At 68.4% G+C, this 20570-nt stretch carries 24 protein-coding genes and 2 pseudogenes; 10 read left to right on the forward strand and 16 right to left on the reverse strand.

Translation table 11 applies throughout. The annotated features are described in order from the left end of the window. The first annotated feature begins 324 nt into the window (after positions 1-324). The gene (locus ABT041_RS16400; protein WP_351184531.1) at positions 325-708 is read left to right on the forward strand and encodes a hypothetical protein; all 384 of its coding nucleotides are present in this window, start codon (positions 325-327) and stop codon (positions 706-708) included. Between the two features lie 5 nt (positions 709-713). Here the strand turns inward: ABT041_RS16400 and ABT041_RS16405 are convergent. Continuing rightward, positions 714-1575: pseudogene (locus ABT041_RS16405) on the reverse strand (IS5 family transposase). Between the two features lie 143 nt (positions 1576-1718). Here ABT041_RS16405 and ABT041_RS16410 point away from each other — a divergent pair. Next, entirely contained in the window at positions 1719-2702 is a 984-nt protein-coding gene (locus ABT041_RS16410; protein WP_351184533.1) for an IS481 family transposase, read from the forward strand. A gap of 472 nt (positions 2703-3174) precedes the next feature. Here ABT041_RS16410 and ABT041_RS16415 read toward each other — a convergent pair. Next, a pseudogene (locus ABT041_RS16415) lies at positions 3175-3414 on the reverse strand (transposase family protein); the annotation flags it as partial. Positions 3415-3452: 38 nt separating this feature from the next. Here ABT041_RS16415 and ABT041_RS16420 point away from each other — a divergent pair. Both ABT041_RS16420 and ABT041_RS16435 read left to right on the forward strand, forming a co-directional pair. Next, positions 3453-3758 carry a hypothetical protein gene (locus ABT041_RS16420; protein WP_351184826.1) on the forward strand — a complete coding sequence of 102 codons (306 nt, stop codon included), beginning with the start codon at positions 3453-3455 and terminating at the stop codon, positions 3756-3758. A gap of 556 nt (positions 3759-4314) precedes the next feature. Continuing rightward, positions 4315-4755: a VOC family protein gene (locus tag ABT041_RS16435; protein WP_351184535.1), complete on the forward strand. Its 441-nt coding sequence runs from the start codon at positions 4315-4317 to the stop codon at positions 4753-4755. 170 nt (positions 4756-4925) lie between these two features. Here ABT041_RS16435 and ABT041_RS16440 read toward each other — a convergent pair whose 3' ends face one another. Further along, positions 4926-6164 (reverse strand): beta-ketoacyl-[acyl-carrier-protein] synthase family protein, encoded by a 1239-nt coding sequence (locus ABT041_RS16440; RefSeq protein ID WP_351184537.1) that lies wholly within the window; start codon positions 6162-6164, stop codon positions 4926-4928. Positions 6165-6233: 69 nt separating this feature from the next. Here ABT041_RS16440 and ABT041_RS16445 point away from each other — a divergent pair, with 69 nt between their 5' ends. From ABT041_RS16445 to ABT041_RS16460, 4 genes are all read left to right on the forward strand, one after another. Next, positions 6234-6851 carry a TetR/AcrR family transcriptional regulator C-terminal domain-containing protein gene (locus ABT041_RS16445; RefSeq protein WP_351184539.1) on the forward strand — a complete coding sequence of 206 codons (618 nt, stop codon included), beginning with the start codon at positions 6234-6236 and terminating at the stop codon, positions 6849-6851. 975 nt (positions 6852-7826) lie between these two features. Beyond that, positions 7827-8132 (forward strand): hypothetical protein, encoded by a 306-nt coding sequence (locus tag ABT041_RS16450; RefSeq protein WP_351184541.1) that lies wholly within the window; start codon positions 7827-7829, stop codon positions 8130-8132. A 718-nt stretch (positions 8133-8850) separates the two neighbouring features. After that, positions 8851-9429, forward strand: coding sequence for an SRPBCC family protein (locus ABT041_RS16455; protein WP_351184543.1), 579 nt, complete (start codon positions 8851-8853; stop codon positions 9427-9429). A gap of 24 nt (positions 9430-9453) precedes the next feature. Then, the gene (locus ABT041_RS16460) at positions 9454-9777 is read left to right on the forward strand and encodes a plasmid stabilization protein (protein WP_351184545.1); all 324 of its coding nucleotides are present in this window, start codon (positions 9454-9456) and stop codon (positions 9775-9777) included. A gap of 223 nt (positions 9778-10000) precedes the next feature. On the opposite strand, the gene ABT041_RS16465 is transcribed toward ABT041_RS16460, so the two are convergent. The 11 genes from ABT041_RS16465 to ABT041_RS16515 all read right to left on the reverse strand — a co-directional run bounded on the left by ABT041_RS16465 (position 10001) and on the right by ABT041_RS16515 (position 16186). Then, the gene (locus tag ABT041_RS16465) at positions 10001-10180 is read right to left on the reverse strand and encodes a hypothetical protein (protein WP_351184547.1); all 180 of its coding nucleotides are present in this window, start codon (positions 10178-10180) and stop codon (positions 10001-10003) included. A 149-nt stretch (positions 10181-10329) separates the two neighbouring features. Continuing rightward, a complete protein-coding gene (locus ABT041_RS16470; RefSeq protein WP_351184549.1) occupies positions 10330-10740 on the reverse strand; it encodes a gas vesicle protein K in 411 nt (136 codons plus the stop codon). Further along, entirely contained in the window at positions 10724-10975 is a 252-nt protein-coding gene (locus tag ABT041_RS16475; RefSeq protein WP_351184551.1) for a gas vesicle protein, read from the reverse strand. Before ABT041_RS16475 ends, ABT041_RS16470 begins: the two co-directional genes overlap by 17 nt. Continuing rightward, positions 10972-11778 (reverse strand): GvpL/GvpF family gas vesicle protein, encoded by an 807-nt coding sequence (locus tag ABT041_RS16480; protein ID WP_351184553.1) that lies wholly within the window; start codon positions 11776-11778, stop codon positions 10972-10974. The genes ABT041_RS16475 and ABT041_RS16480 overlap by 4 nt, the downstream gene beginning before the upstream one ends. 4 nt (positions 11779-11782) lie before the next feature. Beyond that, complete coding sequence (locus ABT041_RS16485) at positions 11783-12328, reverse strand: gas vesicle protein (protein ID WP_502976498.1); 546 nt, start codon at positions 12326-12328, stop codon at positions 11783-11785. Between the two features lie 27 nt (positions 12329-12355). Next, positions 12356-13531, reverse strand: coding sequence for an SRPBCC family protein (locus ABT041_RS16490; protein ID WP_351184555.1), 1176 nt, complete (start codon positions 13529-13531; stop codon positions 12356-12358). Positions 13532-13610: 79 nt separating this feature from the next. Beyond that, complete coding sequence (locus ABT041_RS16495) at positions 13611-14243, reverse strand: ABC transporter substrate-binding protein (RefSeq protein ID WP_351184557.1); 633 nt, start codon at positions 14241-14243, stop codon at positions 13611-13613. A 60-nt stretch (positions 14244-14303) separates the two neighbouring features. Continuing rightward, positions 14304-14567: a gas vesicle protein GvpG gene (locus ABT041_RS16500; RefSeq protein ID WP_351184559.1), complete on the reverse strand. Its 264-nt coding sequence runs from the start codon at positions 14565-14567 to the stop codon at positions 14304-14306. 136 nt (positions 14568-14703) lie between these two features. After that, a complete protein-coding gene (locus ABT041_RS16505) occupies positions 14704-15417 on the reverse strand; it encodes a GvpL/GvpF family gas vesicle protein (RefSeq protein WP_351184561.1) in 714 nt (237 codons plus the stop codon). Between the two features lie 2 nt (positions 15418-15419). Further along, positions 15420-15884, reverse strand: coding sequence for a gas vesicle protein GvpJ (gene gvpJ, locus ABT041_RS16510; protein ID WP_502976499.1), 465 nt, complete (start codon positions 15882-15884; stop codon positions 15420-15422). Positions 15885-15916: 32 nt separating this feature from the next. Next, entirely contained in the window at positions 15917-16186 is a 270-nt protein-coding gene (locus tag ABT041_RS16515; RefSeq protein WP_351184563.1) for a gas vesicle protein GvpO, read from the reverse strand. A 318-nt stretch (positions 16187-16504) separates the two neighbouring features. Between ABT041_RS16515 and ABT041_RS16520 the strand changes: the two genes are divergently transcribed. Together ABT041_RS16520 and ABT041_RS16525 are read left to right on the forward strand one after the other, a co-directional pair. After that, positions 16505-16765, forward strand: a complete 261-nt coding sequence (locus tag ABT041_RS16520) for a GlsB/YeaQ/YmgE family stress response membrane protein (protein WP_351184565.1) — start codon at positions 16505-16507, stop codon at positions 16763-16765. Positions 16766-17244: 479 nt separating this feature from the next. Then, positions 17245-18522, forward strand: a complete 1278-nt coding sequence (locus ABT041_RS16525) for an SGNH/GDSL hydrolase family protein (RefSeq protein WP_351184567.1) — start codon at positions 17245-17247, stop codon at positions 18520-18522. 211 nt (positions 18523-18733) lie between these two features. On the opposite strand, the gene ABT041_RS16530 is transcribed toward ABT041_RS16525, so the two are convergent. Both ABT041_RS16530 and ABT041_RS16535 read right to left on the reverse strand, forming a co-directional pair. Continuing rightward, on the reverse strand, positions 18734-19861 hold the full coding sequence (locus ABT041_RS16530) for a GNAT family N-acetyltransferase (RefSeq protein WP_351184569.1): 1128 nt from the start codon (positions 19859-19861) through the stop codon (positions 18734-18736). 9 nt (positions 19862-19870) lie between these two features. Further along, positions 19871-20440, reverse strand: coding sequence for a P-loop nucleotide/nucleoside kinase family protein (locus ABT041_RS16535; RefSeq protein ID WP_351184571.1), 570 nt, complete (start codon positions 20438-20440; stop codon positions 19871-19873). Positions 20441-20570: the final 130 nt, after the last annotated feature.

The following is a 20570-nucleotide window of genomic DNA, read 5'->3' on the forward strand; positions in this document are numbered from 1 at the left end:
GCGTGGCCTGAACGCAATCGCAGCGGCTACGACTTCCAGTACGTACCGGCGTCTGTGAAGCCGACTGGGCCTGCCGCCGAGTCCCGGGGACGGCGCTGTTCAGGCCTGAAGTGGTGCCGGGCTCGCGCAACGCCTTCCGTGCCCTCCCTCGTCGGTGGACCAAGACCTTCACAGATCTCCCTTGGTGCGGCCCTTGTCGACCGCCTTTACCTGCAACGGCACGAGCATCGAGACCGGCACTGACTGCTCCTGCCTCGAGGCCTCCGGGACCGCGCCGAGGAACCCGGCTGGGGCCTGTCTCTTGGATCCGTTCGTGAGATCGTCGTGCTCGTGATCGAGTCTTGGGTGATCAATGACGACAGCCCTGTCCCTGTGGCATCAGCGGGGGTCGTGGAGGCTCTTCGGACGAGGATCGACAGCGGGCAGCTTGAGACCTGGCTGACCAGTTCGTCTGGACGGTTTCTGGCCTTCGTGACGAATGCCGAGCGAGCGATGCTGGTGCTGCTCGAAGGCGAGGGTGATCCCGGCGAGCATGCTGTGGACCCCGGAACTGCGGGGTCGAGCGACGGGTTCATCCTCTCCAACGGGCAGGGCGACGAGTATCCGGATGAGGACACCGTCCCCATCCGGGAGGCATTCAGGCTCGTGGAGCACATTGTTGGCACGGGCTCTTGGCCTGCGGACGCACGTTGGGTGGTCGATCGCTGAGCGGGCTATCGCCGTGCCCAGATGAGGATCGCGGCGAGGTGGAGCGCGGCCTGGTAGGCGATGGCGGGCTTGTCGGTCCGCATGGCCAGGCCGCGCCACTGCTTGAGCCGGTTGATGCAGCGTTCGACCGCGTTGCGCTGCTTGTCTGCCTCGGCGTCGAAGGCGGGCGGTCGACCTCCGGCACTGCCTCGCCGCAGCCGGTGGCTTATCTGGTCCGAGGGCCGGGGGATGACAGCGCGGATTCCGCGTTGGCGGAGGTGACTTCGGATCGCGCGGGATGAGTACGCGCGGTCCGCGAGGACGGCATCTGGGCGGGTCCTTGGTCGTCCGGGACCGCTTCGCGGAACGCGGATGGCGGCCATGACGGTCTCGAAGGCCGGGGCGTCGCCCGCCTGGCCTGCGGTGACGCGGAGGGTCAGGGGCCCGTGCACGGGCGTCACTGGGGAGATGGACCTTAGTGCTCAGGCCGCCGCGCGAGCGTGCGAGCGCGTCGTCGTCGGGTTCGGCCCGGCCTGGAGCCCCTTTTTCCTGGCGCAGGCGGAACGCTGGTGAGCCCGGCAGACGGTGGAGTCCACCGACACGGTCCAGCCGATGTCGTCAACGTCGTCGGCCGCTGCCAGGACCGCGGCAAGGATGCGTTCCCAGGTACCGTCCACGGCCCGCCTGAGCAGCCGTTTTGTGGGCGGTCTGGAACGAGCCGAGCTCGTCGGGCAGATCCCGCCAGGGCGAGCAGGTGCGGTACTTCCACGCGATGGCCTCCAGGGTTCGTCGGTGATCGACCCACCGCCGACCGCGGACCAGATCGGCCGGCATCATCGGCTCGAGCCGGTCCCACATCGCATCAGTGATCACTAACCGGACGGACACATCCGATCAAGTGACCAATCGATCAAAGAGACACGCTCTAGGTGTATTGATCACGAGCGTTGTTAACGCCGGCCAGGTCTTGATCATGGCGAAGACCTCCGGTGTGGTGGAGGTGTCTAGGACTACACCGCACGGAGGTCTTCGTGTCCCACCGTAATGCCCGGCTGACCGTTCACGGCAGGCGGATCCTGGTCGAACGCGTCCTGTCCGGCCGTCCTGTCGCGCATGTGGCCGCGGAGATGGGCATATCCCGCCCCACGGCCCACAAATGGGTCCGCCGCTGGCGGATCGAGGGTGACGCGGGCCTCGCCGATCGTTCCAGCCGACCCCACACCACCCCGCACCGCACACCGCCGGCGGTGGAGACCCGGGTCTGCCGCCTGCGGACCGACCGCAAGCTCGGCCCGGCACGGATCGGCCCGATCCTTGGCCTTCCCACCTCGACCGTGCACCGGATCCTGGTCCGGCACGGCCTGAACCGGCCGGCCTGGCTCGACCGACCCACCGGCGAGCCGATCCGCCGCTACGAACGCGACCGGCCCGGCGAACTGGTCCACGTCGACATCAAGAAGCTCGGCAACATCCCCGACGGCGGTGGATGGCGGACCGTCGGCCGCGTAGCCGGCGACCGCAACCGTCAGGCCACCACGACCGAGCGCAAGAGCTCCACGCCGGTGATCGGCTACAGCTACATCCACTCCGCCGTCGACGACCACTCCCGCCTGGCCTACAGCGAGGTCCTGCCCGACGAACGCCAGCACACCGCCATCGCCTTCTGGCAGCGGGCGAACGCGTTCTTCGCCGGCCACGGCATCACCGTCGAACGCGTCCTGACCGACAACGGCTCCTGCTACAAGTCCAAACTCTTCACCCAGAGTCTCACCGCGGCCGGCATCGCGCACAAGAAGATCCGGCCCTACCGGCCGCAGACCAATGGCAAGGTCGAACGCTTCAACCGCACCCTGCTGGACGAGTGGGCCTACCTGAGGCCCTACACCTCGAACACCGAGCGGACAGCGGCCCTGGCAGACTTCCTCCACACCTACAACCACCACCGCTGCCACACCGCCTTGGGCGGACACCCGCCCATCACCCGCGTCAACAACGCTTCGGGTCAATACATCTAGGCCACCTGACCTCCCGAACTCGTCCCGACGGCCCGGCCGGTCCCGGTCTCGGCGTCCTTCAGGATGCCGATTCATCCGACTCAGAAGACTCACTGTCGCGGGCTCGTCGCACGAGGTGCCTCGCCAGCAACACCACCCAGGCCACCAGCATCAGCGTCGCGGCGACCCTCAGCCAGGGCGGGGTGCCGCTACTGGCCGCTGTCCACCCGAAGACCAGGATGCTCAAGCCCATCCAAGCCGGGCCATCAAGGAAATCGCGACTCGAGTGTCGTGACACCCCTGCCTCCCCTCCCCGCAACCGTGGTCTGTTCGCCACGGCAGAAGGAGATGGCAGGCGCATCGAGCGGGCCCCGGGCACGGCAGAACACTCTGTCGGCACAACGCGCCCCACGGTGACGTCATTGCTCGTGTCCATGGGTCTCAATACTGCCACCGCTGTCGGTCGCCCCCGGCTTCGGTGGCTCGCCTATCCGGCGAGCTTTGGGCCAAGGCCGTCGATGACGCGGTCGGCTGCTGACTTCGACACCCAGAACAGCGGGGCGGGTTGGCGCAGCGGGAGGTTCGTTCGCCAGTGCGGGGCCACCAGCAGCACCCGTTCCTCCAGGGCTGACTTCTGCGGCCGCCCCCTGCCAGGGGCGTCGACACCCTCACGCCGCAGCTGCGTCACCAGCTTCGCGAAAGCCCGTGGGTGCAGCCCGGTGAACGGGGCCAGTCAGTGTCCCGTGGATCAACACATGAGGTAATTGCTCAATGAGCTACTTCATGTACGACGTCATGGGTGGCACGGTCGACGAGCCTGATCCGGTGACGATGAGGCGAGTGCTCGACGGTCTGGCACGGGCCGATGACGAGCACCCCGATGTCTCACTCACCCATGAGAGCGGGTGGTGCCTCAGCGCCTTCGGCGACGGTCTGCTGGTCTGGGAGAATCCGGACGAGGAATCGTTGGCTCCGGGGGAGCTGCGCGACGTCGGCCGCGAGGAGGTTCTCCGGCTCTTCGGACTGCTGGCGGTGGGTGACATCGCATCGGTTGAGGCGCTCTCCTGGCAGAGGTGACAGGGCCTGCGCGTGAGGTTCGGGCCCGGAGGAAAAATGCAGCGACCTGACGTGCCGCGAGGTAGTACCCGACAAGCGTGTTGGTGCGCATGGCGATACCGCGCCACTGCTTGAGCCGGTTGATGCATTGCTCGACAGTATTGCGGTGCCTGTACGCCTGGCGGTCCGGTGCCGTCCTTCGCGCGACGCCGGAAGCGTTGAAAACCGTTTGCCAGGGACCGAACCGCTCAGAAGGTCCCACCATGCGTTGTTGCCCCGGTACTTCCATGCCACCGCGTCGATGATCACCCGATGGTCCCGCCATCGGCCATCACACGGCGGATCCGGCGGCAGCAGTCGCCGGATCCGCTACCAGCCCTCATCGCTCGACCCGCCCCTGGACTCCACGTCGGATCAAACGATCACCTGATCCACGGAACGCTGCCCGACCAGGACGGCTCCGGCGCCGTGATCACACCAAACACGACGAAGGCCATCTCATTCGTGAACTGCGGCCACCGCCCGGCATTGGTCGTGTCCGGCCACGCGGGTGGCGGCATCTCGTAGCCTCGGCATCATGAAGCTGGTGCGTAACGTGATCGTGTTCGACGCAGCCGACCTGGCTACCGAAAGCGCGTTCTGGGCTGGGATCTTCGGCGGTCACGTCCTTGAGGATGAGACATGGCACGGCGTTGTCGACGCCGACGGCGAGTGGCGGATCGGCGTACAGCTGGCACCGAACCACGTTCCTCCCGAGTGGCCACACGGAGTCCCTCAGCAAGTGCATCTCGACCTCCACGTCGATGACCCACGAGCCGCGCACAAAGAGGCGATCTCCCTCGGCGCCCGGCTGCTCCAGCCGGCGCCCGACCTCGACAGCGACGAAGGCCATCAGGTGTACGCCGACCCGGCCGGACACCCGTTCTGTATCGGCTGGGGGCACCCGTCCCACGAGGCGCTCGCCGCGTTCGTCGCCAACCGGCTCGAACGAAGGAACCACGCTGATCCAGCCAGGTAGCAACGGACTCGGCACGCCTCCCCGGAGGACTCCTTTTTAGGCCTGTCCGGCGGATCTCCGAGGGTGTGGGGAAGGAGCTGCCGGGGCGTTGCGGCGACGCGGCGAGGTGCCGTGCCGGGCGCCGCGGCTCCGCGGCTCCGCCGCTCCGGCCATGATCCGCCGGACAGGTCCTAGCCGTGGCGCCGTGCGCCGGTGACGACGAGTGAGACGTTCTGTCCGCCGAAGCCGAAGGAGTTGCTGAGCACCGCCTCCTGGGGGGCGTCCCGTCGCTCTGCGACGACATCGAGATCGATGTCGGGATCGACACCGGCCGCGGTGAGGTTGCGAGTCGGCGGGATGACGCCGTGCTCCACGCTGAGGACGGCGATGAGCGCCTCGATCGCACCGGCCGCGCCGAAGAGATGGCCGAGTGCCGCCTTGGGGGCGGTCACGGTGGCGCGGCCGAAGACCTCCCTGATCGCGTGGGCCTCGGCGACGTCGCCGACCGGAGTTCCGGTGGCGTGGGCGTTGATGTGGCTGATCCGCTCGGAAGCCAGGCCGGCTTGCGCGAGGGCTTTGCGCATGGCGGAGATCTGACCTGAGCCGTCGGGGGCGGGTGCCGTGATGTGGTGGGCGTCGGCGGCGATGCCGGCGCCCGCGAGCACCGCGTGGACCCGTGCGCCCCGGGCTGCGGCGTGTTCGGCGCTTTCGAGTACCACGACGGCGGCGCCTTCGCCGAGGACGAATCCGCTGCGATCGGCGGCGAACGGCCGTGACGCCGACTCCGGTTCGCCGGCATGCCGCGACAGTGCCTGCGCCTGGACGAAGCCGGCGACGGTGATCGGGGTGATCGCCGCCTCGGTCCCGCCGGCGATGACCACGTCCACCTCACCGGCACGGATCAGTCTGGCCCCCAGGGCGATCGCCTCGGCACCGGAGGAGCACGCCGAGACGGGCGTGTAGACCCCGGCCCGTGCGCTGTACTCGATGCTGATCAGCGCCGCCGCCGCATTGGGCATGAGCATCGGGACCGTGCGGGGCGAGACGCGCCGGATCCCGGCCGCCTCCAGTGCGTCGTCTTCCTTCAGCAGGGTCCGTACGCCACCTATGCCGGTCCCGATCGCCGATGCGAGCCGGTCGGGGTCCACCTCCGGGGCGCCCGCGTCGGCCCAGGCTTCGGCTGCCGCGACGAGGGCCGCCTGCTGCGAGCGGTCGAGCCGCCTGGCCCGTACCGGCGGCAGCAAGTCGGCGGGGTCGACCGCCATCGTCCCCGCGACGGTGTCGGGAAGGCCGACGTCCTCGTGGCCGCGCAGGGCTCCGCCACGAAGGCCGGACCCGCCTGCCAGGAGGGCCTCCCAGGTGGACGCCACGTCTGCCCCGAGTGGCGTGATCGCGCCGAGTCCGGTCACGACGACTTCATTGCGGTGCATGCCCTTTCAGCCTTTCTTGTATGCGATACAAGTGAACAGAATCAATGTTGTATCACATACAATTCGTATGTGGAGAAGAAGCCGACCGAAGCCCGCTCGACGTCGACCCGGCCGCGGGACCGCGGTCGCGCGACGAGACGCCGACTGATCGAGACGACCGCACGGCTCTGCAAGGAGCGGCCCGGCGCCGAGGTGAGCGTCGCGGAGATCGTGAACGCGGCAGGCGTCTTCCCCAATCAGGTCACCTACTACTTCGGCTCCAAGGACTCACTGCTCGTGCACGCCGCGTTCCTCGGCCTGCTGCACGACGCCCGACGGGTCGAGCGCATCGGCCGCCAGGCGCTCGACGCGGCGACGTTCCGCCGCAACATCGCCCGCGCCGTACTGGCCATGCCCTCGCTCCCGTCAGTGGCGCGGGCACTCGCCGCCGGGATCTCCAAGCCCGAACTGGCCCCCGTGGTCGACCGGCACCTGCAGTTGCTGTTCCGGCAGTCAGAGCGCTTCGTGAGCCTGCTCCTAGACGCTCGCGGCTGGGAGGTCCGTCGACCGCTCGACGTGGAGGTCAGGACGTTCTGGAGCACCGCGCTCGGCGCGGTGCTGCTCGTCCGTGCCGGAGCACACGGCACCGTCGCCGACCTCGACCTCGCCGGAGCGTTGACGATCCACGACGAAGCCGAGCGCGGCTAGCTAGTACTCCAGCAGGACTTCGGTGTCTGACCTGGGGCGATGCCGGGCGGCTGGAGTGACGGAAGCTGGTCAGGGGCGGTCTCGAAGAGACCGCCCCGCGATCGTGCGACAGCGTCGCTGGTAGTGACAGTGGCGGGCGACCGCTTGGCGTCGGTGGCGCCAGTTCGACCAGTTCAACGCGTGGCGTCGTCCGCGGTGTCCCCTCAGGTGCGGTTGCTGGGCACGACAAGCTGCCAGGAGTCGCCGAACCGCCGCCACTGTGAGCCCGACAGCCCCGAGTGCCTCACCTGTTCCACCCCCTTTCCAGGTCCCACTGCTCGGCAGCATGCTCGGTGATCACGCGAGGAGGCTGCCCCGCCGCTGTCACTACCAGCGACGCTGTCGCACGATCGAGGGGCGGTCCCCTCGAGACCGCCCCTGACCAGCTTCCGTCCCGCTACACTCCAGCCGCCCGGCATCGCTCCAGGTCAGACACCAAAGTCCTGCTGGAGTAGTAGGCGCTTCGACCCCCGCGGCCAGCAGTCACGGGACAAGCCTTCGCCCGACTCACCCCAAAGGGCTCTCAGATGCTGCCCGCATCCCAGCTTTTGTGGAGTGCAGGTGGTCGTCGCGCTCCGCTCCGTACCCCCGCACACTCCGCTGCGCGCAGCCACCACGTGTTTACGCCTATGTCGTGCCGTGTCACCCGCGCCCCGTCCACCTCGCCGGGAACTCGTTCGGCGTAGCCGGGGCGTCTCCGAGGTCATGGTCCGCACTAACCGACTCTGGGACGGAGTCGGCTGACCGGCGGCACCGGGTAGAGGCCGTGGGAGCGGACCTTCACGTGATTCTCCATGGACGGCGACTTTCACATCTCCGTGAGGCGTTACGGCTCCACCGTGCACCCTGCACCTCACACGCCGGGGCGAATTCGACACGGAAGCCAAGCCGGCATTCGGCCGATGGCGTGAATCCTTGGACTCTCCTGTCGACCTGGTGGCCGTCGACATGCGGCGAGTCACCTTCATGGGCATGGCGGGCCTGGATTGCCTTCTCGGCCTCGGGGCCTACACGGAGTCACAGTGCATCGCCCTGTTCATGGAGAACCAGCGCCGTCAGCCCGTCAGCCTGCTCGAACTTCTCGAACGGATGGAAGGTGGGTGCGGGACCGGTGGCGGCAGCCCCGAGTACGCCACTCGCTCCATTCGCCGCAGCCTGCCGGCACACGCCACGCGCCACCGCAAGAGCGGTGCTCCGGGCGCTCGCGCTGCTGCACCGCGCTCGGCCGTATTCCTGCCGTGAAACCTGGCCTCGGGGACCCGCAGCGCGCAGCCACGATCAGAGCGAGCCGAGAACCACGGGGTCTACGGCACCCCACCCGCTGCGGTCCCGCTCCGTGTGTTTCGGTGGATAATGGACGCACCGCATTCTGTCGCGCTCACTCTCCGATTGAGCGTCCTCCGACCGTGTGCGGCACGGCAGCGCCCAGGCGCGGGAGGAGGCTCCATGCTCATTAGGCATGCGTTCGAAGACGGAGTCCTGCACCTAGCGCTTCTGCACGATCTCGACGTCCCCAGCCGCGCGGCCGCCGCGATGCAGATCGAAGCGCTCCTTTTCAGTCACCAGCCTCGGCACGTCCGGGTGCAGCTGCCGACCGCCGACCCGACCCCGGCGTCTCTCAGCGCGCTGGCCCGTACTCGTCGGCTCTGTGAAGGCCTGGGAATCCCGTTGTCGGTCGTCGGTCCCGTGGTCGCCCCACCGCCCAATCCCGCGGCGGCATGACGAAGCCGCCACACAGGGGTGGGCCAGGCCTCATTGCGAGGACCTCTACGTGTCGGCCGGCCCGCACCTCATCGTGGGCCGCTCTGGACGGCCGGCGTACGGGGGCACCGCCGCGCACCGGATGTTCCGTGGAGGCACTGGAATCGGTGGCGCCTTGACGCGCCTCCGCGTAAGCGATTGACGTGACTTGGTTCGGGTAGGCGCGGAATGCCAGGAACCGTCTGCGCGGGAGTTCGCTGTGAGCACGGTGAAGCAGTCCATTGATGTGGATGCGCCGCTGAGGCATGTCTACAACCAGTGGACGCAGTTCGAGGATTTCCCGAACTTCATGGCCGGCGTGGAAGACGTTCGCCAACTGGATGACCGGCACTGTCACTGGCATACCAAAGTCGGCGGCGCCGAGCGAGAGTTCGACACGGAGATAGTCGATCAGCGCCCGGACGACCGCATTGCCTGGCGCACGGTCGGTGGCGACGTCAAGCAGAAGGGCGTGGTCAGCTTCGAACGGCTGGATGAGATGCACACGCGGGTGAGCCTCGCCATGGACGTGGAGTCCGAAGGCGTGGCCGAGAGGGCTGCGGACGCCCTCGGCGTCCTCGGCCGCAGGGTCAAGGGCGACCTGAAACGCTTCAAAGGCTTCATGGAGGAACGCGGACAGGAGACGGGCGGCTGGCGAGGTCGGATCGCACCGTCCGACAGTATGCCGCCAGACGAGCAGGCCAGCGGGATCAGCGCGCCGACGCCGAGCGATGCGGCGGTGCGCGGCGAGCCCCTCGACGAGCTCCCGGTGGATCCCGCCGACATGCGTCATCCGTGAGACAGGTCAGAAGGGAGAGCCATCATGCCCCGTGGGTCCAGTTCCAAGCGTGAACGACAGTACGAGCACATCAAGGAGAGCGCAGAGAGCCGCGGAGAGAGCACGAAGCGGGCGAAGGAGATCGCGGCCCGTACGGTGAACAAGGAACGGGCGCGCTCGGGAGAGTCCAAGACATCGAGCAAGAGCTCGACCCAGGACAAGTCCTCCTCCAAGCGCGGTGGAGAGCGGTCCCACAGCGGCTCGGAAGGCCCCACGTACGACCAGCTCTACAACGAGGCCAAGCGCCGCAACCTGCACGGCCGATCCAACATGAACAAGGCTGAGCTGAAGCGCAAGCTCGGCCACTGACACCGACCCGGAAGCCTTCAGCTCCCGGGAAGCCCTCAGGTCCGCCGGGCCTTGGTTGCCTGTTGGACCGGACCGGACCGGACCGGACCGGGGCATCGGTTGCCTGCCGACGGCCGGTGCGCCCGTCTTGGCCGGAGCCCGGCCTGTGTGCACGCGCGCGTCTCCAACGCGTAGGCACTATGAGGCGGCGGCCTGTCGTGCGTCCGCCACTCACCACCGAGCATCACTTCTTGGGGGAGAGGGAGTCCTTGCCCTTTGCCTTGAGTCTCCTGGCCTTGCCCACGGCCTCCAAGGTCCCGCCCATGGCCGCGATTATGTCGTGGCGCCTCGCATGGGCGGCTTTTCGGATCGCTTTTCCGGCAGCTTGCTCGACCCTGCCTCGAACTTTCGCCTTGCGGCTCATTGCTGCGCGTCCTCTGTCGTTCCATTTCCGCCGATGGGCCTCGGGAGAACAACTCCCACTCGCGAGGCTCCAGCTCGCTAGTGCCCGCTCCCGCAGCGGGGCATGCCTTCCGTCGACAGGCGCGCGGTCCGCTACGAAACGACCGCCCGTCAGGGCGGCAGGAGCGTGCCGAGGGGGCCGAGGTCGAGGTTGAGGTCGTCCAGGGTCAGGCCGTAGTGCTCGCAGAGTTCGATCATCCGGTCGTGGAGGAGCATCAGCGTCAGGCCGAGCCTTTCCTCCTGCTCCTCCGTGAGGTCGCCTTGGTCCACGCGGTGCAGTGCTTGGCGTTCCATGAGCTGGCGCAGCAGCTCGACGATGGTCAGCACGAGGGTGACGAGGTCCCGCTCCACGGTTTCGGGGTCTGCGCGGAGACGGCGGGCGGGCTCCTGTGTACGGCGGTTGACGCTCGACAGGTCGTCCGCGCGCGCCGGCAGCAGGGCGAAGGCCCGCCGCGCGGCGTCGGCGACCTCGCGCCGCCGGTCGGGCTCGGCGCGTACGGTGCGGTCACGGGGTTCGGTCACCGTTGGCGCCCCCCGACTCGTGCGCGGCACCCGGCATGGTGCTGGTGAGGGCCCATCGTCCGTCCTCCTGGACGGCGACGATGACGGCCCGCAAGGCGATTCTCACCAGGTCGATGTCCGCGATCGACAGGACCAGATCGCCGCTCAGGACGACGCCCCCGCTCAGCAGCCGGTCCAGGAGGTCGATCAGGGCCACCTGCCGCTGGGGGAGACCCGCCTCGTCGTGAGCCGTCACGGCCTTCGCGCCTCCCCTTGCGCCTCAGGTTCCGTGAGCACCGCGAAGGAGTACGGCGCCCATGGCCCGGTGATCTCGACCCGTACGCCTCGAAGATCCCGCGTCGCACGCCGGACGCGTTCACAGAACTCGTCGGACCGGCGGTCCGGCACGAGGTACGAGTCGTTGGCGACGTTCTCCCCTGGGCCGACCGCCAGTTGACCCTGCTGCGGGCGGTGCCGTGCCAGCTCCACGGCGACCTCGCCCGCCTCTGCCTCGATCCTGCGCACAGCTTCGGCCGCTTCGGACCAGGCAGCTCCGCGCTCCTCGCGCTGCTGCCGGCGCCGGCGCAGGTAGGCGCGCCCGGGGTCGGCGACCTCTTGGTCGGCGTCGTCGGGTGCAGCAGGGCCCCGCGGGGCCTCGGCATAGACCTTCACTCCCCACTCCACGTGATCGGCGAACCGGTCCAGCATGTGCGTGAACGTGTCCTCGCCCTGCTGAAGTACGCCGCGTACCCGGTCGTCGTCCATGTAGACCGTCGCAAGTCGGAGGGGCAGCACGGTGGTGCGCGCTGCGAGGAACTCCACGACTCCGTGGTGAGCCCTGGCCACCTGCTCGAGCCAGTCCAGGTCCTCCAAGCGGACCTTCAGAGCCGCCTCGGAGAAGTCGCTCTGCGGCACGGAACCGACAGCGGCAGCCAGGGGTCCCGCCCCCACCAGTCGCACCTCGCCGGAGGCGACGCCGGTGATGCCTGTCAAAGGGCCCTCCGCCAGGGTCGCGGTCGGGCGTACTACGGCGTACGCGTAGCTGAGCTCTCCGTCCATGACGTCAGTCCCGGCGCTTCTCTGACTCGGTATCGGTATCGGTATCCGTTTCGATGTCCGTCTCGACGTCCACGTCAGCGTCCCTGCGGGGCCGGGCCCTCCTGCCTTCCGTCTCCCGCCGTTTGGTCCTGCGCTCGCCTGCAGCCCGGGGTTCTGTCTCCGGGGCGGGCGCACGCCGCCGACGGCCTGTGGACCCCTCCGGCAGTTCGGACCGGGACCTGGGCCGCGCGCGAAGTGCCTCGACCTCGGCGCGCAGCCGTGCGTTCTCCTCCTCCAGTTCCTGCCGGGGTTCGGCCCGCGAGGAGAGGGCGGGATCGCGCTCCCACCAGTCGATGCCGATCTCCCTCGCCTTGTCGATCGAGGCGACCAGAAGTCGGAGCCGGATGGTCAGTAGCTCGATGTCGAGCAGGTTGATCCTGATGTCCCCGACGATGACGATGCCTTTGTCGAGTACTCGTTCGAGGATGTCCGCGAGGTTTGCGCCCTGTGTCTGCCCGTACGGGGACAACGGGCGTGCGACCGAGGGGCCGGCGGGGTCCGATGCAGCCACGACGGATTCGACCTCGCTCCCTGGACGTCAGCTCTTGCGGCTTCGACGGGCGCGGGGTTCTTCGTCCGCTTCCTCGTCGTCCTCGTATTGGGCCTCCGTGTCCTCCGCTTCGTCGTCGTACTCATCCGCCTCGTCTTCCTCGTCCTCCTCGTCCTCCTCCTCTTCGGGTTCCCCGGCCTCGTACTCGTCCTCGTACTCGTCCCCGTCCTCGTCGTACCCGTCGGTGTCCTCGTAGGCGGACTCGCCCTCCGTCTCGTCCTCCTCGTCCTCGGGGGTCGCGTCCCGCGGGCCCTCGTCCTCCTCGTCTTCGGAGGCCGCCTCCCGCGGGCTCTCGTCCTCCTCCTCGTCCGGGCCGGCGACGACCTTGCCGCCGTGGACCTCACCGCGCCAGCTGCCCGTCGCCTCGCCCTTCATCATCACGAACGTGCGGAAGGCCTTGAGGTCGAGCCTGGCCCGTCGGCCCTGTGCCCGCACCAGACTGCCCGCCTTCTCGACGATCCCCTTCGGGTAGTACTCCATGACCAGCAGGACCTTCGTCAGGTTCTCGCCCAGCGGGTGGAACGTGACCACGCCCCTGGTGGTGCCCTTGGCGCCCTCCGCCGTCCAGGCGATGCGCTCGTCGGGGACCTGCTCAGTGATGGTCGCCTTCCAGGCACGGTTCGACTTGGCGACCTTCACTTGCCACTGGGTGGTCGTGTCGTCCTGCTGATCGACGGAGACGACGCCCTTGGCGAACCGGCTGAACTCCTGGAACTGGGTCCACTGGTTGTACGCCTCTTCGACCGGGACCCCGATGTCGATGTCCTCGATGATCGTCAAACTTTTCTGACCCGCGTTCGCGGCGGAGGAGCGCGGCTCGTCCGAGCTGCCGGGAGTCACCTTGTCCACCAGCAGGTCCTTGGTGTGCGCGGCGGTGTCCTTGGCATGGGACAGTCGGTCCTTGGCGTGGGAAGCCGTTTCCGCGATGTGGGAGGCCTTCGAGACGAGCGACGCCTTGTCAGGCGTGACGTGCTCGACCAGCTTCCTGCCTTGGCCGCCGGCCCCGTGGAGGAGGGCGCGTGGGCCGATGTGCCCTGAGCCCACCTTTCCCGCCGCTCCGCTGATGCGGTGACCGACACCGGTGAGTGCCCGCTCGATGCGTGCCTGTACGTAGGACTCGAACTCCTCCGCCAGGCGGTTGGCGCCGGGGTTCCGCTCCAACATCCCCTGCGCTCCGGATCCGCCGGATGCACGGGTGGCGTCCCTGCCGCTCTTCGCTCCCCGTTCCGCAGCCCTTCCCTCGTCAACCATCGTCCCGCCTCCCGGTGCCGCCGGAACGGGCGCTCTTCGATGCTCCGGACGAGGACGTCCTGTGCGTCGATCGCTTCGCCGTTCCTTCTGCCTTCTTCGCCGGCGTGGCGGTGCTGCGGCTCGAGGAGGAGGCCGTGCGCCGCGCACGGGGCTTGCTGCCCTCTTCCCGTTCCCCGGTCTTGCCCTTCTCTGCGCGGGGCGGAGGCTCGGAGTCGTCGGCCGCGTTCTCCTCAACGGCGCCGTTCTCGCCGTCCCCCGGCTCTGCCCGCTCCTCGTCCGGTACGTCTGCTTCGTCCTGCGGGGGCTCAGCGCGGTCTTCCTCGTCCGCGTGCTGCTTCCCGCCGCGTATGCCTTCGGTCCGGTTGTGCAGCGCGTCGGCCAGGTGCTCGGCCTTGGCGTTGAGCACTGTTGTGGCCGCCGCCTTTCCCGCTGTCACCAGTTCGCCTCGGACCTGCTGGTTGACGTTGTTGAGGAACGGTGAGTGCGCGAGCGATCTCCCCAACTGTCCGGGCTTGATCCGCGACCCCGCCAACGCCATCGCAAGCCCGAGCGCGAGCTTCGCCTTCTTCGTGCGCCCCAGCACGTAACCACCGATCAGAGCGGTGCCGATCTTGGCGTTGTCCATGATGACGCTTCTCTCCTCACCTCAGCTGGGCCCGCGCCCTGTTCTGAGCCGGGCCCATCGCTACATGCCGTCCGATCCGGCCTGGCCGAGCTGGTAGGCCCGGATCTCCTCGAGACGCTTCATGAGTTGCTGTTCGCGCTCCTCGAACTCCTCGTCGTCGATGCTGCCCTCCTGCCGTTCCCGTTCGAGAGCGGCGAGTGCGTCCTGGACCGGGCCGGGGTCGTAGTACTCCCGCTCAGCGGCGCGCACCACTTTGTCCAGCACCCACGACACAGCTCGGAACGGCGCGGCCGGCAGTGCCACGATCTCCGTCACCAATCCCACGGTCTCTCCCTGCGGTTCTTCCAGTGCCCGGCCCCTGCGGTTCGTCCAGCGCCCGACCCCTGGCGGTGCTTCCAGTGCCCGGCGCCTGCGGTTCGTCCAGTGCCCGGACCCTGCGGTTCGTCCAGTGCCCGGCCGGTCAGGCGAAGCTGTACGGAGGAAGCGGTCCCCGGATGCGGACCTCGACTCCCTCGGGCAGCTCCTCCGTTGCGTCCTCAGCCGCCTGCGTGAATTCCTCCACCCCCTGCCGGTCGACCAAGAACGAGGCGCTCAGGAAGTACTGCTGGGACGGTTCCGCCAAGCGTTCCGCATAGGCGTGCGGCCTCAACGCTGCCAGAACGTTCTCGGCGAGTGCCGTCTGGCGGGCCAGTACTTCGTCATTGAGCAGTCTGCCGAGTTCCAGCCGCTCCTCGTAGGTGCCGCCGCCTTCACGCGTCGTCTCGTTGAGTTGCCGGATCTGCTCCGACTCGTCCACGATCTGCCGCAGGATCGCCTCCTCTTCCTGGACCCCTTTGGCGTTGAACTCCACACGATCGGTCAGCTCTTCGAGGCGCTCCTCGAACTGTTCGGCTCCTTCCCCGAGTACGGCGAGGACGGCGTCCTCGTCCTCGGCGACGAAGCCGAAACCCAAAGGCAGCATGGTGCCGTCGTTCCACAACCGCTCCTGCACCGCGTGATGGGCCTCGAGGTCGGAGCGGGAGACGGTGACGTCCTCCGGTGCTTGGCTCACCACGGCGCAGAGCTTGGTCCCGCGTACTGCCCGGACGGGCGACTCGCCCTCGCCGACGCCGTTCAGACCGTCCAGGCGGAGGGGGTGCGACGACTTCGTGATGGCATAGACGTAGAGAGACATCGTCACTCTCCGTCCTCGGAAGATCGCCGAGCGGAACTTCGCTCAGAGCTGCGAGGGCGGTCATCCCGCTTCTCGCTGCGGCGGCGAGGCTCCTTCTCCCGCTCCTCGCTGTCACGACCGGTGAGGGATTCCGTGAAGGCCTCCACGGCCCCCGTCAGCGCACCCTTGGTTTTGCCCTTCGCTCCGCCCTCTGCCGTCTTCTCCATGACATCCGAGAGTTGGGCAGGGGCCTTCCTCCCGCTTTCCAGGTCCAGGCGGTTGCAGGCCTCTGCGAAGCGGAGATAGGTGTCGACACTCGCCACGACGACACGTGCGTCGATTTTCGCGATCTCGATCCCGACCAGGGACACGCGCACGAATGCGTCGATGACCAGGCCCCGATCGAGGATCAGGTCCAGTACGTCGTAGAGATTTCCCGTACCGCCGCCTTGGCCCGGCATCCCGCCGCCCTGCTGCACTACAGACACGATCTCCTCCCTCGGCTTGAGGGGCGGCAGGCTCAGTTGCCGTTGTCGTCGACCTGAGCACGCGTGTATCGCTTGCCGCGTTCGTATCCCAGCAACTGCCCGTCCGCGCCGAGCGCAACCTCGTAACTTGCCAGGACGCTGGTGGTCTCCGGAATTCGTTCGATCTCGAGCACTTCGACCTGTGCGGTCCATCCGTCCTTCGTCGGCCTCAGGGCCGACACGGATTCGGGGCTCCGGCCCAGCAGCTCGGTGAGCTGCTCGACGGCGTACCGTACGGCGTCCGCGGCGGGGACGCGGTCCACTCCTCGGGGGCCTTCGGGCTCCGCCTCCGAGTCCGGATCGTCTTCGGTTGTGGAATCGCTATCGGTTCCGGTGTCGGTTTCGGGCTCTCGCTCTTCGGGGTCGTCCCTCTTGCGCTTGCCGGTGTCATTCGTGACGGTTCACCGCCAAAGTAAGCTTGCATTTTTGTGCACTTATCTCAAATTCCACCATATCCCCTGCGTCCGAAGGTCACCACGACAGCTGCGGTGACGGAAAGTGGCCATTCGGTTACTGGTGCATGTTTCGCAATCTGCCGGGAAGTTGCGCCGTTAACCAGTGAGCAGGAGAGAGGTGGGCTCATGGAGGTCTCGGGCATCCTCAGCGCACTTGTGATTGGAACGATCATCGGCGTGCTCGGGCGGCTGCTACTGCCTGGTCGGCAGCACGTGCCGATCTGGCTGACGATCCTGATCGGCATAGGTGCGGCTCTGGGCGGTTCGGCCATCGCCCATGCGGCGGGGGTCGACGACACGAGTGGGGTGGACTGGATCGAGTGGCTCATCCAGATCGGGCTGGCCGCCGTCGGCGTCGGGTTGGTGAGCAAGCTTCGAACCAGATAGGCGCGTCCATGGTGGCGCGGCGTGCGAGTCGGTCAAGAGCGTGGATGACGCGAAAGGGCCGCGTCGTAATCCAGTGGGTTCATCGCAGGAATTCGACCGTTACAGGTGGGCGCCTCCGGGAAGCGATTACAGCGCCCGGAGGCGTTCACACTCGACACATTCCTGATCGCGGGGGACTGGACCTGAAATGTTCGACATGACGAACGGCACGGCGAGGTCACGCCGAGCCGGCTGAGGGCGAGGCCGGTGCGCAGGCCCTCATCGAGAGCGCGATGGCGCCCACGCCGGTTCGGGACAGCGGGTCAGGACGTCCTTGAGGCTGACGCCGGTTCTCCGCGCTCAGGGTGGCGCAGGGGCGGGTGAGCGGGCCGGCCACCTGCCATACCCTCGGCGGAGGCGGCGACGAGCCGGACGGCGCGGTCGTCGATGAAGCAGGCACCGTCGTGTCACGTTCTCGCGGTGCGGGGCGTCATAGCGGCATGACTGCAAAGAAGCTTCTCGTCGCCCTCCCGCTGACCGCCGTCCTGATGACTGCCGCCGTGCCTGCCGTCGCCGCCCCCGGCGACTCGACTGCGTTCACCCCCTGGCGCAGTGCCTGGGCGACCGCCCCGCAGGCCCCCACCCACACCGACTGGTACGCCAACTGGTCCGAGGAGGGGTTCGACAACCAGTCCGTACGGCAGGTGATCCGCGTCGGCGCGGAGGGATCCCGGCTGCGCATCCGCCTCTCCAACGTGTACGGGACGGCCCCGCTGCGCGTGACCGGCGCGACCATCGCCCGCAGTGCCGGCGGCGCGGCGGCGCGGGCCGAGTCGGTGCGGACGGTGCGGTTCGGCGGGGCGCAGGGGGTGAGCGTCCCGGCCGGCGGTGAGTTGTCGAGCGATGCGGTGGCCCTGCCCGTACGGGCTCTGGAGCAGCTCACCGTGACGCTGTACTTCAGGGGCCGTACGGGGCCGGCGACCTTCCACAACTTCGCCGACACGCTGACGTACCGGGCGTCGGGGGACCATCTGGACGACGCGGCGGGGGAGGCGTTCGCGGGGGAGCCGAGCCTGTCCTGGTACTACCTGGCCGGGGTGGACGTGAAGCCGTTGGAGTCGCCCGGCGGTGGCCGTGGCCGCGACGCGGTCGTCGCGTTCGGTGATTCCCTCACCGACGGCGTGGGCTCGACCTTCGGCGCCGACCGCCGCTACCCGGACGTGCTGGCCGATCGTCTCGTCGCCGAAGGCCGTACGCGCCCGGTGCTGAACCTGGGCATCGGCGGCAACAAGGTCCTCAACGACTCCCCGTGCTTCGGCGAGAGCGCCCTCGCCCGGTTCCGGCGCGACGTGCTGGGCCGCCGCGACGTGCGTACGGTCATCGTCCTGCAGGGCACCAACGACATCGTGCTGCCCGACAGCCCCCAGGACCGCTGCACCACGCCCAGTCCCTTCGTCACGTCGGCCCAGATCGTCGCCGGTCACCAGGAGCTCATCCGGGAGGCCCACGCCCGCGGCGTGAAGGTCATCGGCGCCACCCTCCCGCCGTACCAGGGGTTCGCGTACTGGACCGAGCGCGGCGACCGCGTGCGCAGCGAGGTCAACCAGTGGATCCGCACCAGCGGCGCGTACGACGGCGTGGTGGACTTCGACCGCGCGGTGGCCGACCCGGAGCACCCTGAGCGGATCGCGGCGCAGTACGTCTCCGCCGATCTGATCCACATGAAGGACGCCGGCTACAAGGCGATGGCCGACGCTGTCGACCTGAACTCCCTCTAGTGTCCTGACCGGCAAACCTCCTCGCCGGTTCCCCGCTTGGATCGCGTGACGGCCGCACCGCTCCCTCCCAGGGTGCGGCCGGACGTGGCCTCGTCGACTGCGGCGCCAGGAGCGAGGGGAACCGCCTGAGGATCTGCGACTGGGGGCACTCGTGCCGCATCAGGCACGGGCTCGCCCGCGTCTGTCGTGCTGCTGCGGGCGGGGAGGGGCTCTAGTAGCGGTCCAGGCGGTGTGCGTACGGTGTCGGCAGGGATGGGGTGCCGCCCCCTGGGAACCAGGTCGCGCAGATGTCCCCGTACTGTTCGGGGATCGACACACCGTGCGTGTATGCGTCATCGGTCGACCAGTGGCCGAGAAGCAGCCGGATGAGCACCTTGTCGTCGGGGAGCAGGGTGCCCCGCCGCAGCGCATCGGACGCCGTTTCGTACAGCTCATGCGGGTGATGTCCGGCGGCTCGGCGTCGCAGCTCTGGTTCGAGATCGTGGAGCAGAGCCCATCGGTTCAGGATCGCGGCCATCATCCCGCCGCTCTGCGGGAATCTCTGCTGGTAGGTGCAGCCCATGTGGCGTGCCACTCGACCGGCGAGGCTGTCGGCCGGCTCCCGTACGGTGAATTCGCCGAGCCGTCGCTGCCAGCAGAGTCGGGCGACCGCCACGAGGAGCAGGCGCGCCGCGGCAGCGTCCTTCGCTACCAGTTCGTCCACGGTCAGCGAACCGATGGGGTCGCCGAAGGCCCGGCCTTCGAGCACGGCATAGCCGACGGGGGTACTAGCGGTGCGCAGGACCAGGGTCCGCGATCCGGGCTTCCACGTGGCCTGGGGAACGAGCCGGTTCCAGCCTGAGTGCCGTTCATGGGTCCAGGGCCGCTCGGCATGCGCGGTGTTGTACAGGCGGATCATCGCCGGAAGATCGGCGGGCGAGCCCTCGTGGACGCCCGGGACAGCCGCACCCAGGCAGTCTCCCGCTGCGCGTTCGACGTTCCGTACGGGGACGAGCAGATGGCCTTCGGCGACAGCAGTGACGAACCCGAACTTCTCGTACACACCCTCGATGCCGTCGCAGACGAAGGCGACGTCCACCCTGTTCGCCATGCCGGCCAGGGCCTGGCTGAGGAGTCGGCTCATGTGGCCCCGGCGTCGGAACTCCGGCTGGGTCTCCACGCCGCCGATGCCTTCCGCGGCAACGGCCGACGCACCGAATCGCTGCCGGAAGGAGAGTGCTTCCAGCTCGGCGACCGGTTCGCCCGTGCCAGTCCGCAACCGGCAGTAGCGCACGGGCAGACTGCGCACATCCAGTTCTTCGGCTTCGGTGTAGCCGACTGCCGGCTCGGGGGCTGACATCGAGGCTCCTCAGTCACCCAACCGAACGGCAGTGCCGTGGCCGTTCTCGGTCAGCCAGTTGGTGGCGTCCACCACCTCGCGCGAGATGTCGCCGACGGACCGCCCGTCCGTGACGACGCGCAACACGTCCGCGGGTGCCTGCTCGTCCAGGAGCCGCGCCTTGCGGACACTGCTTGCCAGTTCCTGCTCCAGCTCCGAGCCCAGCTCCCGGCCCGTCAGCCGCTGCCGGGCCGTCTCGTCGGAGGCAGTGAGCAGCACGCGCACCATCCTCACCTGCGTGCCCATGGCCCGCCGGAACATGCCCTCGGTCATGGGGAGCACGCTCACGGTGTTCGTGTAGATCAAGCGGTGGTGCCCGAGTGCTGCGTAGTTCCCCCACAGTGCCGTGAGATTGCGCTCGGTGATCCTTTCCCGGTGCGGGTCCTCCTCCGGAGCTGGGTGCACCTGCCCCATGAAGTCGCCTTCGATCACACAGTGCGGGATCCTCGCGGCGCGCAGCCGCGCGGAGACCTCCCACCCCACCGTCGTCTTGCCGACACCGGCGCGCCCGCCGATGAGCAACACCTCTGCCTGGTTCATGCCCGCACATTGCCATGCGGCTGCCCCGGCGCGCGAGCGAGATCAGCCAGGTTGCCGACCGCGTATCCGCTGGGAAGTCCGCTCTCACATCCGCGCGGCCTTTCTCGGCCACGGCTGCGCGTGCATCTGC

It is taken from the genome of Streptomyces sp. NPDC002825 (assembly GCF_040295385.1).
Classification (GTDB): Bacteria; Actinomycetota; Actinomycetes; order Streptomycetales; family Streptomycetaceae; genus Streptomyces.